This window comes from Legionella cherrii, assembly GCF_900635815.1.
In the GTDB taxonomy this organism is placed as follows: Bacteria; Pseudomonadota; Gammaproteobacteria; order Legionellales; family Legionellaceae; genus Legionella; species Legionella cherrii.
Genome location: NZ_LR134173.1, coordinates 601711 through 617778, shown reverse-complemented (window position 1 = coordinate 617778; position 16068 = coordinate 601711). Strand labels below are relative to the sequence as shown.

The following is a 16068-nucleotide window of genomic DNA, read 5'->3' as shown; positions in this document are numbered from 1 at the left end:
AATTTATTAAAAATGTAAGTTTAAAACGGCAACTACAATTTCCAAAATGATCAATACAATAATGATAATCTCCAAATTATGACCATGTCGATTGTCCAAGTAACCATTAAACATATCAAAGATTTCATTGAGCGTGTCCAAGCGATGATTAATTGCATTGACACGTCTTTGGATGTGCAAGTACCGTTCCAACATAGAAAAGTGCTCTTCCAAAGTTGGATGTTGCCAAAAATATTTTGGATGATAAAGGAAATTACTAATTAAATTCATTTCACTTTTCGCACCAAGTATTTCTCCAATAATCTGTTGGATTTGGGTGCGGCTAATTTCCATCTCACCCGTGATTGAAAGACTTTGGATCATCGGATTATATTTTTCAATCAGTGCATCAATGATGGTTTCAAAATATTGTAATTTTACTGATTGAGAAAACCCATAAGAGAGGCTGAGTTTGAGCTCATCACTGTCATCTTCAATGGTTAAACAATCGACATCGAAAAAATCATGTGGCTCTATGGTGGTTTTATCACTGAACTGATAATGAAATTCATCATGCACTAAAAGAGTTACGGGTTTATCAACCAGCAGTTTGATCGTATTCAAATAATCATTAATTTGATAACGTTTGATCCCCCAGGAAACAACCGTACCATTTTTAAAAATAAAAATCGTATGATCTTTGTTGTGGTTTGCACTTAATTTAAGAACATCTCGGGTCTTCAATGAAGTAAATTCAGTGGAAGAACTTTTAAAATGATTGTCCACTCGTGCTAAATCAATTGTTTTGGCAATACAAAAACTCAAGCATTCCATGATGGTAATAACCCGCGAAATAAAGCTTTTTAAGGTAAAAAAAGAGATACAAACTGCTGTACCTAATACCCGATATTAGGATCAGGTACAGCATTTTACAATATATAATAATTATCTCAACTTTAACTATTATACACTATCTGCAACTTCGCGGCTTGGATAAGTTTTTTTTCTGTCAGTCGCGCCACCTAACCATTGCGGGCAAACTTCTAAAATTTCTGCAATCTTGTTGAGCTGTTCGTTCCCTGGAAGTATATGGCCGAAAATTAAAGAATTTGCTAAATGCCGTGAAACACCAAAAACTTTAGCTACCGCTTTGATTTTCTCCGCTAAATCTTCAGGAAAGCCCAATGAAGCTAACTCGCGATTAAAGCGTTGCGAAAATACTTTACTGTTCATTTTCTCCTCCATGAAAAAAATATTCAGCATCATGCTGACCTATCCCAGATACCTGTCAATCCATGATTCAGGTAAGAGAGTTATAACTCATTTTTTTTTAATAGCAAAGAGTTTTTTAGCATGAAATCATATAGTTATTATTTAACTTGCCATTATGATAACTAGTTGACCAGTAGCGGTTTAAAATCAGGGATAATTCCCTGCAGAATGCGAGGCTACCCGTGAAATGAAGGAAGTGCACCGAGTACAGGCTGTTGTTCATTTGATAAATGAATAGTATAATAAATATACGATCTGATAAATAATAATTCTTTTGATGATGTCAGAAAAAAATACAGCCGTATTTTTGAATGAGGTGTAAAAATGGGTAGTAGCTATAAAAGTATTTATGCGGAATTAGGCGCCAGCGAAAAAGTGCAACAACTTCATCAGCAAGCTTTAAATGATCGAAATCAACTTAAATTAGGCTATCTTAATGAAGCATTTGATGTTTATCTCGACTCTAAAGAAACAAAAGATCAGAATCCAGAACAACCACAAAATATTAAAGCGTATAAAAAATTAGCTGAAAACAACCCCCATTTTGCTCATTATTATAAGGCGGCTCTTCTCTTGTATCACGAAAAATTAGATGCTGCGGTAGTGGAAGCCAGAGGAGATGATGCATTAAGAGAGGCATTTCAGCTTGCATTAACGAGCTTAATTTCAAAGAAAATTATAAAAAATGATAAAGAGAAAATGGAGGCTGTAATTACCTCTCTAGTCGACAAGGCCAAGGAAATTGGAGCAAAAAATTATGCAACAACGAACGATTGGCATATTGGCTTAGCTGATCTGATTGTTGCTCAAGGCGGTTCCAAAAAAGTGCGGGAGCAAAGGTTAAAAGCAGAAAACGAAATAAATAGAACCATGCAAAATGCTTTGACTGCATTAGAGCCTTATGCACGTTATGGAACAGAAAGAATAGATTATAATATTGCCAAAGTAATAGAATGCGCGTGTAAACAGTATGAAGATTTAAACCCTAACCCTAATGTGAAACGGCAAGGCGATCTTAAGGCAATAAGAGGTATAATAAAAAAACATCAGGATACTCAATCCTCCCCTGATGATGTGGTTAAAGAGATAGCAAACTATTTTTTATCAGAAAACTTTAGTAGGGGCTTTTCAAGTCGATTTGAAGATTTAATTAAGAAAGCCATCAAAGAATACGCTGTAAGACACCACAAAACTGGCAATGATATAAGAACCTTGCAAACAAAGACATGGTCTGATTCTACTTTAGACAAAGAACCAAGAAAACTAGTGCTCGCTGTGCATGGCTTACAGGACAGCGTCAATACTTTTAATGTAGTCGCCAATCAATATGTCAGAAAAGGCTATAAAGTCATCAGTTATGACCAGTCGGGTGCTGCGTTTGATGAGTCTCGCGGGAAAGAGGACTTAAATATTAAACAAATGCAATTTGATTTTTATAGCATGTTAGAAAAAGCCTATCGCGATCCAAATGTTGATGAAATCGTTTTACTAGGCCACAGTTTAGGTGGTGCGGTTATTGCCAACGCACTAAATACGATACATGAACTGAATGAAAATCCCCCAGAAGGTATCGCTAAAAATAAAATCAAAAAGATTCAGTTAGTCGCTCCAGCAGTCATGAAAAACCCACTATTGCAAATTATCGGCAATATACCTACGCTTTATCGAAATCCAAGCGATAAAGATGAGCACGCACAACTGGTAGGACAACGAGGAATAAGACGCGAGGGTGGGGCTTCTGCTCTTTCATCGCTTGGGGATTTTATCACCTTTGTAGCCAATGCGTTTAAAAACTTGTCCCGATTTTTCAAAAAAGAGGATGTTGATAAGCTCATTCCGATAGAAGTCCATTATTCTGAAAACGATGGTTTGGTCAACAAATCCAATTTTGAAGAACTGGCGGCGATTCAACGTAGTCCTAAGACTGAGTCTAAGGCTAAAATTTTTAAAAATCCTGAGGGACAACACCATCTTCACGCAGCGCCAAGTTCGACGCTAGTTGAAGGAGTTGAGGAGCTTCCAGATATCGATGATCAGCAATCTTCATTAAAGTTATAACCGTACCTATAATCGGGCTTCGGAGGATTCCTGAATCTCTTCAATTTCAAGGATAGGTATCTTGAAACCCGATAATGTATTTCTTGGCTTTAAAGAAATTTCTTGAAAAAATCTATTTTTTCTTTGGTATTCACCAGCAAGGGAAAGTCCAAAAAAATTAAAAATACTAAAAATGACTGCAAGAAAACCGTAAAAAGCAGATTTAACTCGCGCATCGCTTTCGATGGCGGCTTGATGTTCGGAACAAACCAACTTGAGTTTTCGCTCAAATTCAGCATGTTTTTGAAATTGTTGCATGGGTAATAGTCCAAAATACTCATCAGTTAAAACAGTTAGTTTCACTAGTGCACTTTCTAGTTCTGAGGTATAAGGATTATTATCAATTTTTAATTGTTGAGCTGTTTCTTCGATTATTTTTAATTTATCCCTAGCTACTTTTTCTGGGTTAATTAAATTATTTTTCAAATAAAGATTATAAGTCAGAGTAAGAGCATGAAATGCTTGTGTCTCCCTATTAAGATCAGAGTTGCTTAATTCACGGCAAAACGCATCCAACACGATTCCAAGGTATGGATGTATTTTAATTCCACGAACTGCAACTTCGACCAGGTCATCGATAGAGGGCATAAATTTATCAGGTTGGATACTATTGCAGGTTTTTGCGGCATGATCAAAGAGTAGAAAAGCAGAGGCAGCTAGATTTTTTTTATTTTGCAAAGCGTGAGGATTTTTTAAATACCTGATTAATGACGCTCTGAATTTTTTGCTAAAATTGCTAGACATTAAAAAATGTATTTTTATTTTAAGTGTGACTGAGTGTAATAAAAAAATTTAAATTGGTAAATAAAAAAACCAAAGAGACCAAAAAATAGATCATCTTGAGTCTGAAGAGAACCGCTTTAACTCTATTTCCTATTCGCCTATAGCTGATCAATTAACCTATTTTCGAGCAAAATGAGAATTAATTTATAAATTTTTGCACTATTCGTATGAAATAGGGTATAATGCTGGGCTGAAATTAATGAAGGTTCCCTCTTTTTTTAGACAACTTCATATTTTTATAATTCTTTGTAACGGCTTAGGGAAAATAATCCATTTCAAGGAATATTTATTTCATATTAGGAGTTAAAACAGAATGATGAAAATAGCCTCTGTAATATTGGGTTTGGTTTTAACTGGTTACGTTGTTGCAGACAATCCTAAAGAAATAGCAACTCATAAAGTATCCCTTGCTGGTTTGCAACCAGGAGAAGGTCGTTATATCCGTAGTGATGTATTCGAAAATAATAAATTCCAATCAGGTACCTATTTTTGTGCTGGCGCTGATAGTGTTCTATACGATATACAGTATGTGTTTTCAAAAAGCCAAGAACCATTCCATGCAGAACATTTGATTAAATTTTCAATATGCCAAGATGAAACTATGGCTCAATGCCAAGAGTTTGCTACAGATAAATATCTTACCTATAGAAATCTTGATGGTTATTTGCAAAATGATGTGAGTAAATCAACGGTAGACGTGTCTCCGCTAAAAATGGTTTTTCAATCGTGTGAGCCAAGCGCAGAGATGGATGAATTGGTTAAAAGATCCATTTATGAAAATGAGCGTCGCTTTTCGCATGTAGGTTGACTACTTTTCTTCTTGTGCACGTGTCATCATGGATTGAGTCCACCATGGGTTACACGTGCTTCACTCAGGCTGTCATGATGTTTGTTTTTGCACCAATCGACAACCCCATTTGTTGTATTTTGTAAACTCCATTCAAAGTTTCACCTGAAATGATTGATGAGTAGTTAAATGATGCTCGTTTAAAAATTATCCATGTTTTAATTTGGAGGAATAGAGAATGAAAAAAATAAGCGTATTAGGATGTTGGTTTTTATTAATGCTTGCATTGGATGCGCACTCCTACCAAACTCGAGACAGTAAAATATACAATGACAAAGGCCAGCTTATCCATATCAATGGCTTATCATGGTCAGGATTTCAGGACTCAAATATTCTACAGGGTTTACAAAGCAATCCTTTTTACGCCATACCAACCCTTAGTTCCAACCCAAGAGCCTATGGAATGATGGATTTAATCAGTAACCCAGGGAATTTTCCAAGTTCGGGCGTAGATAAAAATACAGCAGTGAATTTTAAGACCTTACGATTACCGATACAACCTGAGGTGCTTTATGATGAGCAACATGAGGTTGATTTGAATAAATGGATTTCGGACAAGTCTTCCCCAAATGCAGGCAACGGTATATTTTGTAAAACATGGCAAAGTAATGGTATGGCGTGTGAAAAAGCAGTGAGTCCGAAGCAGGCTTTTTGGATTGTTTTGCACGAATTAAAAAAGAAAAGTATCAAAGTAATGATTGATATCCACCATCGCCATGGGTATGGCGATGCGATGCGCGATGGAACTGTATATGAGATGAAGCAATATGAGCAAGACATTGCTCTGTTAGCTACAGAAATTAAAAACCGTAACTTAGACAATGTCATAGGCATTGACATTTTTAATGAGCCTTACCGATTAAATTGGTTTAAATCTCATGACTCTCAAGTTCCATGGACCAAAGTCATCGCTACAGCTGCCAATGCGGTACAGAAAAATAACCCTGATTTATTGTTGTTTGTCGAAGGCCCTGATTCAGGAAATGACGATTCGAACAACCCTGTAATTTGTATCCCTAAATCACAAGTAGTGAATGACAATGGATACAGCCATTCTTCAGATCCTTCTTTATGTGGCAATTTGGAGCGTGTGTTTTTTAAAGGAAATTGGGGTGAGGACTTTAAACCTTTGCTTGATGAAATGCAGGCTAAAAACGGCATTGCTGTTTTTGATAAGAACAAATTCAAGAATGAGTTAATCAAGCAAGGTATAAATGATTCTGCATTATCCTGGTTGCTGGGTGATGATTCGGCTCAGAATGGTCATTTGGTTTTCTCACCCCATGTTTATCCTGCTGAGGTTGCAGGATGGGAAACAGCGCCTGGGATGCCCAGTCAATTACGTTTTGATTGGTCATGGGGATTTTTATATCAAGCGGGATATCCTGTTGTCCTGGGTGAGGCTTCTTGGAAGACTGCAAAAGGAAAAGCCTTTTTTACAGATTCGTTAATGCCTTATTTGCAAGCCAATATGGAGACCTCGAACATCTTCTTTTGGGCAATTGGCTATCTTGGGGATACGGTCAGTGCGATTGACCCGAATTCAGGTGAGCTCAATTTAGAGGTACAGTACACTTTAAAAAATTATTTTGATGATGTGTAATTGATGAGTCGGTAGCTGCATCACACTGAGTGTCCCCTCTCCCCGAGGGGAGAAGGTGCCCAGGGCGGATGAGGGCTTGATTACGGCGTGAACCTTCCCCCTCTCCCACGGGTTGGAGAAGGGATCTTTGCTACTGGAGGCACTGTAATCCCAAAAGTTTGCCTCTAAACACTCCAAACTTTACTCACTTCCCACACAATGATGACAACTAAATACATTTTGCGGATCGTATTTGTGTTTTATCTGCAGTAGTTTAGGATAATTGCTTCCCCATAAAGCAGATTGCCAATTCTGAATAAAATAATCTGCTTCGTTGGGATAAGTTCCTGAGTTGGGACTTAACCCATGGAGTAATTCCATCGCCTTATTCGCTTGATGGATCTCTTTTTTTGCTTTAACTAAATCAGGTTTATGACCGGCAATGTTGGCATAGGTATTTTGTTGGCCTCCAGAAATAATGACTAAAGCGACCGCATCAAGTACTTCTGGGTTCATTGCGGTATCTTTCTGCCGTGCAGTAGCATCCGATGAGGCCCCCGACAAACCTTTATTGAAATGAAGGACCACTTCAGTGAAACGGGATGCATTAAAAAGGGTTTTGGTCAAATGATCTGAGTTTTCTTGAGCAAATAATTTGGAAGGAAGATACATGGATAAATAATAATTGATGTACATGGATACTTCAGCTTGATTTGATGCCCACCAAAACTCACTGGGGGATGCATTTTTATCTTGATTGGCCACAATGGCATCAGGGGCATTCGCAATCAGAAAATCAAAATCCCAGTAGTGTTTTGCAGGACGTGTCGCACTGTCCCATTGAAATTGGTATTGCTCCGGCTTTTTGCTTAACCAATCAAGAAAGGGTTGCCACAGTGTGTCAACTTCAGGTTTGCTTAAACCTTCAAAAACTAAAGAGAAAGTCATTTTATTACCAGGAGTGAAGCTCACTTGCTCTCCCCAATGTTCATTATTGAGATGGTCTCGATAAAAATGGATAAAGTAACGAATCAGTTGTTGGTAGGCTGCATCTGATTTCGCTGTAATTGTCCCTTTAACTTTTCCAAATGAGTTCGGAAGATCATGAGTGAGTAGGGTGATTTTACTGACAATGCCGAAGGTACCTCCTCCGCCTCCTTTCAAGGCCCAGAAAAGATCCTGGTTTTGGCAGGCGTTCGCAGTGCGTATCATGCCATCGGCAGTAATGATTTCTGCTTCGAGAACTCCTGCAGCGCCGGTACCAAATTTTTTGGAAAAACTTCCAAAGCCTCCGCCTTGAATGAATCCACCGGCAGCACCGACGGTAGTGCATCCTCCTCCCTGAACGTAACGGCCATTATTGGTCGTGACTTCTTTATATGCTTCTATCCAGCGTGTACCTGCGGCTATGGTGACTGCAGATTTAGGTGTCTGTGTTGTAGGACACCCCTGGGGGATAAAATGATCGTGGAGGGTGACCTTGCGCATGTTATGCGTCCAGATCAAGAGAGAATTGGCTGCATTGGAGCGCCCCAGATAATCATGGCCGGTACCTTTCACAACAAGCTTTATTCGATGTTGACGTGCAAAATTAACTGCCGAAGCAATTTCTTGTGCATTTTCAACAGCAACGACATAAGGACTCACTGCCGATTGCCATGCATCGACCCAGCCATTGGATTGAGTTGCTCCAGGTTGCGATTCAATAAAATAAGGATTTTTAAGTTTATTGAGCATATCGTTACATGCGATGTTATTCGAGTTTTTAATACAAGGAGATAAGGGCGAATATCCTTGTAGCAAATGACCGTTTACTTGTCTATTTAATGCATCCCATTGTTTTTGGCTGGGCCAACATGCTTGATTAGGTAAACAATATGCAGAAGCTCCGTAGCAAAAGGAGTGCATCAATAGAGAAAATACCATCATCCATAATTTCATTAATCATCTCCCTGATTGAGGAACTTCGCTTTATTTCACCAGGCTACAAAGTATCCGGTGGTGGTCTCACATTCCAAGCACGACAACACCATGTCGGAGTGGGTTCGCTATGTTCAAAGACAGACAAGGCTCCGGTAGCGATTTTGATTCCGTATTGTGCACTGAATGTTGCAAAGTCACCAGTTAAATAGGGTGAAAACCGGGCGATCCCATTGCTCGTCACTACAAGACATGTTTTTCCCGGGTATTCTTGACGTATACGGGTGGCAAAGTCCATCCAATTCTTAATCAGCGCGGCAGGGTCTACCTTCCAACCCTCAGGTACCACCGCGCCTGATTCCCAGGCATGGATTGCTTCTTTGCCAAGACGGCCAACAACGTGTTCTTCGGGTTGATTTTCATCAGGTCCGTAATCGATCTCATTGAAAATGGCCAATGTGTTAATCGGTAAATTGGTTCCCATCGTATTCTGTGCTTGTTCTGCAGTTTGTATGGCTCTTTTGAGTTTGGAAGTGAAGATGACATCAGGAATAAGATGATTATTTTTCAGGTACCTACCCAACAGGCGTCCCTGATTCAGACCACTATCCACTAAGGGCAAATCAGTGACTCCCACTCGTCGAACAATGTCCCCTGGACCAAAGGTATTACCATGGCGTGCAATGAGTAATCGTGTTGTCATCGTTACCTACTCTCTAATAATTCACCGTATTGGGCAATCAATGCCTCAGCGCGAGCTACATCTTCTGGGCTATCAATGCCTGACATGTTCGCGCGACCTTTATAATCAACTGGAATGCAACGAAGGGTATAACCATTTTCCAAGAGGCGCAATTGTTCTAATCCTTCCATTTGTTCAAATGGACTTTCTGGCAAAGTAATATATTGTTCCAACATATCTAATGAATAGCCGTACAAGCCAATATGACGAAATACTGGGCTTAAATCACTTTTTTGGCGTAATTCTTCTTCTTTGCGGATGGCGGGAATAATATTTTTACTAAACCAATAAGCATTGCCTGTTTTTTCATTGAAAACGGCTATAGTGCCACTAAAGGGGGTGGCTTGTTTATTTTTGCGCAGATTATCCAACTGTTTCCAGCTTAACTGAGTTACCGGAGTTACTGCGTCACACGGAGAGGCAGCAAAAGCATCAATCAGTGCACGTAAGAAATCAGGGGGCGTTAGTGGGGCATCGCCCTGCATGTTTAAAATAAAATCCGGTTTGTTCGTCATGGTGCTGATGGCCTCGGCGACTCGATCAGTTCCGCTGGGCGCCTCTACTGAAGTCATTATCGAGGCAACGCCTAATTCATCGCAATGTTGGACAATTCGGGCATCATCGGTGGCAACTACCACGGAAACATTGTTTAATCCCTCGACAGCAGCACGCGATAATTGCACCACGCGTTGTAGCATGGTTTGGCCATGAATCATTGCCAGAGGTTTTCCGGGTAGGCGGGTTGATGCGTAACGAGCAGGGATGACGATGGCCGTATACATGACAAAAATTGTTCCGATGATAAAAAAGAGCCAATAATAGCCTAAATATTATACGGTTACTATAGTGGAATCAGGTTACAATAATCGGTATTAGACCATTTATAACTCTTCTCTCTCGGCCATTTTGGCTCCATCGAGTGAATGGTATATAGTTTCTAAGCTGATGTGTTTGATGTTTTGAATTTTATATAAAATAAGGACGTTGTTATGAAAAAATTAAATGGGTTAACCATAGGGTTGATGCTAATCAGTGCGACTACCGGCGCGGTTGTAGATGAATATTCTTTGGTGAAGTTAACTGATTTGGCAGGTGCATCCGGTTTTGAGAAGTCTGTTCGTGATCTAGTAAAGCAACAATGGCAGCAATCCATGAGTAATCTTACTGTGGATGGTATGGGCAATTTAATTGGTCAATATAAGGAGGATCAAAAAGGCCCTCATGTTTTATTAATGGCGCATATGGATGAAGTAGGCTACATGGTTGAATCAATTACTCCAGATGGTTTTTTAAAGATCATCCCCTTGGGCGGTATCCCTGCTTCGGTAATCTTTGCACAACGTTGGACGGTATCGACTCCTAACGGTCCTATTTTGGCCTATTCTGGAATGGACTCCACCCATCTTCTCGAAGAAGCTAAAAAAAAATAATCTGCCTGCGGCTAATGCAGTGTTTCTTGATATTGGCGCAGAAAGCAAGGAACAAGCCGAAACAAAATTTATGGTACGCCCAGGATTGCAAGTGACTCCTGCCAGTCAATTTAGTCCATTAAGTGAAAATCGCTTTTTAGCAAAAGCCCTTGATGATCGACTCGGATTGGCACTCATTGGCGATGTTCTTGATTCCATAAAAAATAAGGACCGCCCAAATCAACTGTATGCAGCTGCAACAGTACAAGAGGAGGTTGGTTTGCGTGGCGCGAGCACCGTATATCAAAGCACGCATCCCGATATTACAATTAATGTTGAGGTCGGTATTGCCGATGATTACCCCGCTCTTGTTGCAAAACGAAAAGGCCGCATTGCATTGGGTAAAGGGCCTACTTTATTTGTGTACGATCGTTCTATGATTCCTCATCAAGAACTGCTTAATTGGATTTTAGATTTAGCCAAAAATAATAACATTCAAGTTCAGTTGGAATCAGAAGTAGGTTATGGACAAGATGGATCAAAAGTGCAAGGTTCTGGTTCCGGCGTTCCCAGTATTAATATCGGTGTACCTATTCGTTATGCGCATCAACAAGCCGGGGTGTTTGATAAGCGTGATTATGACCAAGCTGTTAAATTAGTAGGGCTTATCGTAACCCACCTCAACCAAAAAGTTGTTGATAAAATTAAAGAGGGCTAAAGCTAAGAAATTCGTATAGAGAGCGAGTGGGTTGGGCCTTGGCCTAACCTACTTTAAAACATTAGATATTAAGCACTATGCTCCTTGCACTGCTGCAAAAAATATTTCGCGGGTGAGTCATTAGGATTACTTGTCACGATTTGTTCAAAAAGGCTTGCCGCCTGCTCAAATTGTTTCGCCGCATAATGATCTAAAGCTGCCGCAAAAATAGGGGCAGAGTCTTTTTTCAATTGCACCTCGGTGGGGGGATTATGATTAAACACCTCATAAACTTTAATCGGCAGGCTTTTGCCTTTTACAGTCGATAAGCCTAAGAAACGTAAATTATATTTGTCTTTTTGTTTTAACTGCTCATAAGTTTCTTCACCAATTATGAGTTCGATATTAAAACTTCGCGTTAAGGTCTCAAGCCGAGAAGCAATATTGACCGCATCACTAATTACACTGCAATCCATACGCTCCTCAAAACCAACGGTACCTACAATCAAGTTGCCTGTATTTATTCCAATTCCCACGTGGATGAGTGGAAGATTATCGCGCGCTCGTGTGGTATTAAACGTATGCAAGGCTTCTAGCATATCTAATGCGGCAGCAACAGCTTCATCCGCATTATTGAATAATGCCATAATGGCATCACCAATATATTTATCAATAAGGCCAGAATTTTTAAGAATGGCTGGATCTAAATAACTCATTAGCGTATTAAAAAGGTTGAAAATTTCAACAGGAGATAATTGTTCTGCCATAGAGGTAAATGATTTTATATCTAAAAAAAGAACGGTCATGTCTTTTTCAACGCAGTCGCCAAGTTTTATGTCGGCAATATTTTTACGATTCAGCACCTTCAGAAAATCCTGGGGTACAAAGCGTGCTACGGCAATTGCATTTTGCTGGATCTCGACTAGCTTATCGATGAGTTCATTATTGAGTACCCGGACTTTTTGTTCGGCAACTTGCAGTTCTTGAAAGTAAGAATTAGTGCGCACCATATAGCGCACCCGATAGCCTAAAAGCGTGGGATTAATGGGCTTGGTGGTAAAATCTGTCGCACCCGCCTGGAACGCTTTATTAATTGATTCATAATCCTCCAAGCCGGTAACCATCATAATCGGAAGATAACGCCAATCAGGTAGTTTGCGAATTTCAGCACATACTTCAAACCCATTCAAGCCAGGCATTTCTACATCCAGCAAAATCGCATCGGGTTTCGAAGTTTTTAGTAAAGATAATGCTGCTTCACCATTCTCTGCCTGAATGATAGTAAAACCCGTTTGGCGTAGTGCATTACAGGTAATTAAACGCATGGTGGCGCTGTCATCCACAACCAAAATCACCGGACTTTCTTTTTCCATAAAGAGCTACTCTTGTTCAGTGGTACAAATTTTTGTTAAATAACTTGCAATATGCTCTAACCCAATGAGCTGATCTACAGCATTCAATGACTGAGCAACAGCTCCCATTCCAAAAACTATAGAACTTTCTTGGTCTTGAACCAAGGTATGTCCATGCGCCTGTTTTAATTCCAATAAACCCTCTGCGCCGTCATCACTCATTCCCGTTAATAGGATTCCAATAGCCTTTTTTCCAGAAACCTTCGCAATTGATTGCATTAATCGGGTAATTGAAGGACAAAAACCAGAAACTGGGGCGCCATCAACTAACCTACAGATCAGTTGTTCATGATCACGTTCAACTTCCATATGTTTGGGTTCAGCCGCTATGTACACTGTCCCTTTTTGCAGGGGTTCATGATCTTCAGCATTTTTCACTTTAAGACTTATATTTTCTCCAAGCCATTGCGCAAACCCTCGGATAAAACCGGTACCCATATGTTGAACAACCATAATAGGTAAAGGGAAATCAGGAGCTAATTGCCCGAGAATGGTTTTCAATGCCATAGGTCCGCCAATCGAGGCGCCCATCGCTATAATTTCGTAATGGGTTGCTTTAGCATGTGCTATCTGATGTCTTTTGCTTTCCTCAAGATGTTTTTTCAATGGTATTTTTATAACCCGAATATCAGAAAAACTTCGTAGGATATCAACAATATGTTTTCTACTTTCTTCAAAAGAGGGAGAAAATACATTCACTGGTTTTGCTAAAGCAGTCAATGCCCCTGCTTCAAGAATATGAAAGGTGGCATGAATTGATTCATCATTAACCAGAGAGCTTATCACGACAATTGGTGTTGGATTTTTGGCCATAATGATGCGCGTTGCCTCAAGGCCATCCATAATGGGCATCTGAATGTCCATAGTAATGAGATCAGGTTTTAATTTTGCAGCGAGATCGATTGCTTCTTGGCCATTTTTTGCAATACCAATGACTTGCATATCTTTTTCAGATTCTATGATGTGTTGAATTAATGCAGCTTCTGTTGGCGAGTCATCAACAATTAAAATTTTTATCATAGGCCGTAATTCACTATAGCAACATTCGTTTAATTATCTCTGAAGAGTTTAATACGAAATTAATTTGATTGCTGCCTGTTAAGGTAGCTCCGATTATACAAGGTATATTGGTTAATGGTTCCTGTAATGGTTTAAGTACAATTTCTCTTTCACCAATAATTTCATCGACAAGCAAGGCGATTCGGTCTCCATTATTTTTGATTGTCACAACAGAGATATATTCTTTAAAATTTTGTTTTTTTTCATTAAGATGCAGTGCCTTAGACAAAGAGCATAACAAAACGGGCTGTTCTTTGACAAGAACAGAAGGGATTCCCTCGACGTTGATAATCTCATTTTTCTTTAACAACATCACACTTTCTACCGAGCTGGTAAGAAGGACAAATATTTGGTTGCAACAGGAGATAATTAATCCACGCTCAGTAGCCAATGTGAGTGGAACTTTGAGATAAAAGATTGTCCCTTTATTGGGTTGACTTTCAATACTCACCTGGCCTTTTAAACGGAGCAAATTGGAGCGCACCGCATCCAGCCCTATACCTCGACCTGAAATATCTGTTGCAATTTCACGGGTAGAGAAACCCGGTCGAAAAATGAGTTCATGAATATCTTCTTTTTTCATATTTCCAAGCTCAGCTTGGGTAATTAAATTCTTTTGCAGGGCAATACGAATCACGTCATTGGTATTAATGCCTGCTCCATCATCACTAATTTTGAAGACTATCTGATTATCTTCCTGATTGACCTTGATGTGGATATTTCCTTGCGGTGGCTTGCCGGCTGCTTTACGAACCTCAGCATTTTCTATCCCATGATCAATTGCGTTGCGCAAAAGATGTACAATTGGGTCTTTTAAACCATCCAGTATAATTTTATCAATTTTTACATCATTACTGCTTATTTCAAGATTAACTTGTTTGTTTAGTTCTTGAGCTAAGTCACGGACTATACGTGGTAGGTAACGTAATTGGGTGGATACTGGAATAAGACGTAAGGTACGGATTTCATCTTGCAGGGCATTTAACAATAGGGAAAGTTCATTAATAGATAGTGACAACTCTCTTTGCATTAAGTGCATCGAATTATTGATGTCGGATAATTCAACGAAATTTGTGGTGAATAGGTAATCTATTGGTCCACTGATACCATCAGTATTTGTTTTGAAATAAGCTCTATTTTTTTTCCATGAAAGGAGTAGATCATCGATTTTGAAATTCATTTTACTTAATTTGGAATAATACTCTTCAATAGCGATTTTTATGGTTTGAATTTCTTCCGTATAAACTGAAACACTATCTAAATTTTGCAAAGAGACACGTATTGATTCAAACTCACTTGTTTTAGCCTGTATCGTTGGGGTATGTGGGCCCTTTTCAGATTCTTCCATATCTTTTGCATACAATTCCCGAGTAGATGATAGGTCTTGAGTAGGTAATTCCATGTAGTGTTGCAGTTGCAGCAAGTGTTTTTTTAAATCGAAGGAAATCGGTCTTTGCTCGCTGTAGCATTGCATTGCTTCATTCATGTAATCGATCGATTGCAGGCAAAGATTAATAAGTTCAGAGGATACTTTAATACTTTTTTTCTGAATTGCTGTAAATAATGTTTCTAGATGATGGGCAATCTCACCGACATCTTGAGCTCCTATACCACGTGCAGAACCCTTAATGTTATGGGCAACTCGAAACATTTCATTCAGCACGCCCTGGAATTCTTGTTCTGAATTTGTTCCCTTCTCAAGCTGGAGCAAACCATCAGTAATCGTAATTAAATTTTCCTGAAGTTCTGTTTTAAATGTTTCAACAATTTTTTTGATGAATTCATTATCCAATGGTTTAGAAAGGGGTATGGCTTCGGTGACCGGGTTCTCTTCAGATAATGGAGGTTGTTCTTCTGGCGATTCTTCTTTTTCTTCATAAATCAGAACGTATTGTAATTGATGTAACAATTCGTCAAGCGCAGTTGAAAGCGGTTTTTTTTCTATAAAATGATGAAGGAGTTCACGCATCCCATTAATGGTGCGAAACGTTAAATTAATGACTTCTGGTGATACTTTTTGCGACGGTGCAAACAGCTTTTCAACGTATTCCGCCATGGTTCCTAAGTCATTAATCCCCAGAGAAAGTGCGGACACCTTAATATTACGCCCTGCTCGCGAAACTTCTTCCATCAGATGACTTACATCATCCATTGATCCACCACGTTCTATTTTTTCTAAATTATCCGTGATGACAGTCAATAATGATTCAAGCTCTGTGCCGAACGTTTCAAGCAACTCATTTAATAGGTGATCGTCTGGAGTCATTGG

The 16068-nt window shown here is 39.2% G+C and carries 12 protein-coding genes and 1 pseudogene; 4 read left to right on the top strand and 9 right to left on the bottom strand.

All coding sequences use genetic code 11. The features are described from left to right. Positions 1 to 6 precede the first annotated feature (6 nt). Both EL022_RS02635 and EL022_RS02630 read right to left on the bottom strand, forming a co-directional pair. Positions 7 to 813 carry an RMD1 family protein gene (locus EL022_RS02635; protein ID WP_028381549.1) on the bottom strand — a complete coding sequence of 269 codons (807 nt, stop codon included), beginning with the start codon at positions 811 to 813 and terminating at the stop codon, positions 7 to 9. Positions 814 to 942: 129 nt separating this feature from the next. Continuing rightward, positions 943 to 1212, bottom strand: a complete 270-nt coding sequence (locus tag EL022_RS02630; protein ID WP_028381550.1) for a hypothetical protein — start codon at positions 1210 to 1212, stop codon at positions 943 to 945. A 363-nt stretch (positions 1213 to 1575) separates the two neighbouring features. Here EL022_RS02630 and EL022_RS02625 point away from each other — a divergent pair, with 363 nt between their 5' ends. Then, the gene (locus tag EL022_RS02625; protein WP_028381551.1) at positions 1576 to 3309 is read left to right on the top strand and encodes an alpha/beta hydrolase; all 1734 of its coding nucleotides are present in this window, start codon (positions 1576 to 1578) and stop codon (positions 3307 to 3309) included. 6 nt (positions 3310 to 3315) lie between these two features. On the opposite strand, the gene EL022_RS02620 is transcribed toward EL022_RS02625, so the two are convergent. Beyond that, positions 3316 to 4092 carry a hypothetical protein gene (locus EL022_RS02620; protein WP_028381552.1) on the bottom strand — a complete coding sequence of 259 codons (777 nt, stop codon included), beginning with the start codon at positions 4090 to 4092 and terminating at the stop codon, positions 3316 to 3318. 352 nt (positions 4093 to 4444) lie between these two features. On the opposite strand from EL022_RS02620, the gene EL022_RS02615 reads away from it, so the two are divergent. After that, positions 4445 to 4939, top strand: coding sequence for a hypothetical protein (locus EL022_RS02615; protein ID WP_028381553.1), 495 nt, complete (start codon positions 4445 to 4447; stop codon positions 4937 to 4939). Positions 4940 to 5156: 217 nt separating this feature from the next. Beyond that, entirely contained in the window at positions 5157 to 6581 is a 1425-nt protein-coding gene (locus EL022_RS02610; RefSeq protein WP_028381554.1) for a cellulase family glycosylhydrolase, read from the top strand. Between the two features lie 180 nt (positions 6582 to 6761). On the opposite strand, the gene EL022_RS02605 is transcribed toward EL022_RS02610, so the two are convergent. The 3 genes from EL022_RS02605 to kdsB are packed head-to-tail and all read right to left on the bottom strand — an operon-like array spanning position 6762 to position 10004. Further along, positions 6762 to 8501 carry an FAD-dependent oxidoreductase gene (locus tag EL022_RS02605; RefSeq protein WP_028381555.1) on the bottom strand — a complete coding sequence of 580 codons (1740 nt, stop codon included), beginning with the start codon at positions 8499 to 8501 and terminating at the stop codon, positions 6762 to 6764. Positions 8502 to 8544: 43 nt separating this feature from the next. Further along, positions 8545 to 9183 (bottom strand): histidine phosphatase family protein, encoded by a 639-nt coding sequence (locus EL022_RS02600; protein WP_028381556.1) that lies wholly within the window; start codon positions 9181 to 9183, stop codon positions 8545 to 8547. A 2-nt stretch (positions 9184 to 9185) separates the two neighbouring features. Then, positions 9186 to 10004: a 3-deoxy-manno-octulosonate cytidylyltransferase gene (gene kdsB / locus EL022_RS02595; protein WP_028381557.1), complete on the bottom strand. Its 819-nt coding sequence runs from the start codon at positions 10002 to 10004 to the stop codon at positions 9186 to 9188. 240 nt (positions 10005 to 10244) lie between these two features. Between kdsB and EL022_RS16750 the strand changes: the two are divergent. After that, a pseudogene (locus tag EL022_RS16750) lies at positions 10245 to 11349 on the top strand (M42 family metallopeptidase). 68 nt (positions 11350 to 11417) lie between these two features. Here the strand turns inward: EL022_RS16750 and EL022_RS02585 are convergent. From EL022_RS02585 to EL022_RS02575, 3 genes are read right to left on the bottom strand one after another with little or no spacing between them, the layout of a single operon-like run. Continuing rightward, complete coding sequence (locus EL022_RS02585; RefSeq protein WP_028381559.1) at positions 11418 to 12701, bottom strand: response regulator; 1284 nt, start codon at positions 12699 to 12701, stop codon at positions 11418 to 11420. A gap of 6 nt (positions 12702 to 12707) precedes the next feature. After that, entirely contained in the window at positions 12708 to 13760 is a 1053-nt protein-coding gene (gene cheB, locus EL022_RS02580; protein ID WP_028381560.1) for a chemotaxis-specific protein-glutamate methyltransferase CheB, read from the bottom strand. A gap of 13 nt (positions 13761 to 13773) precedes the next feature. After that, on the bottom strand, positions 13774 to 16065 hold the full coding sequence (locus EL022_RS02575) for a chemotaxis protein CheA (protein ID WP_028381561.1): 2292 nt from the start codon (positions 16063 to 16065) through the stop codon (positions 13774 to 13776). Positions 16066 to 16068: the final 3 nt, after the last annotated feature.

Coding starts and splice junctions, on each gene's coding strand:
- EL022_RS02585 (WP_028381559.1), bottom strand. CDS start 12,701: ATGGAAAAAGAAAGTCCGGTGATTTTGGTTGTGGATGACAGCGCCACC.
- EL022_RS02630 (WP_028381550.1), bottom strand. CDS start 1,212: ATGAACAGTAAAGTATTTTCGCAACGCTTTAATCGCGAGTTAGCTTCA.
- EL022_RS02635 (WP_028381549.1), bottom strand. CDS start 813: ATGGAATGCTTGAGTTTTTGTATTGCCAAAACAATTGATTTAGCACGA.
- EL022_RS02615 (WP_028381553.1), top strand. CDS start 4,445: ATGATGAAAATAGCCTCTGTAATATTGGGTTTGGTTTTAACTGGTTAC.
- EL022_RS02575 (WP_028381561.1), bottom strand. CDS start 16,065: ATGACTCCAGACGATCACCTATTAAATGAGTTGCTTGAAACGTTCGGC.
- cheB (WP_028381560.1), bottom strand. CDS start 13,760: ATGATAAAAATTTTAATTGTTGATGACTCGCCAACAGAAGCTGCATTA.
- EL022_RS02620 (WP_028381552.1), bottom strand. CDS start 4,092: ATGTCTAGCAATTTTAGCAAAAAATTCAGAGCGTCATTAATCAGGTAT.
- kdsB (WP_028381557.1), bottom strand. CDS start 10,004: ATGTATACGGCCATCGTCATCCCTGCTCGTTACGCATCAACCCGCCTA.
- EL022_RS02605 (WP_028381555.1), bottom strand. CDS start 8,501: ATGAAATTATGGATGATGGTATTTTCTCTATTGATGCACTCCTTTTGC.
- EL022_RS02625 (WP_028381551.1), top strand. CDS start 1,576: ATGGGTAGTAGCTATAAAAGTATTTATGCGGAATTAGGCGCCAGCGAA.
- EL022_RS02610 (WP_028381554.1), top strand. CDS start 5,157: ATGAAAAAAATAAGCGTATTAGGATGTTGGTTTTTATTAATGCTTGCA.
- EL022_RS02600 (WP_028381556.1), bottom strand. CDS start 9,183: ATGACAACACGATTACTCATTGCACGCCATGGTAATACCTTTGGTCCA.